The organism is Kribbella sp. NPDC048915, assembly GCF_040649595.1.
In the GTDB taxonomy this organism is placed as follows: domain Bacteria; phylum Actinomycetota; class Actinomycetes; order Propionibacteriales; family Kribbellaceae; genus Kribbella.
The window spans coordinates 32,177-32,448 of record NZ_JBEZFT010000083.1; positions in this window are offsets into that span (position 1 = coordinate 32,177).

Genomic DNA, 272 nt, shown 5'->3' on the forward strand with positions numbered 1-272 from the left:
ACGCCACACCGTCCCCCTCGCCGCCACGCCGCCACGCCACGCCATCCCCCTCGCCGCGCGACCATCCCCCTCGCCGCGCGCGAAAGCTCTCCTAGGAGAGTTTTCCGCACGACACTGGAGGATTCTGCCCGCCATACGCGGGAAAACCCTCCACAGATGCGGCTCCAACAACCCCACACCCCGATCACCCGCACGCCACACCATCGCCCCGGCCATCCCTCACCCCGTCGACCCGCGACCATCTCCCCTCGTGCAGAAGCCAACCCACGCAT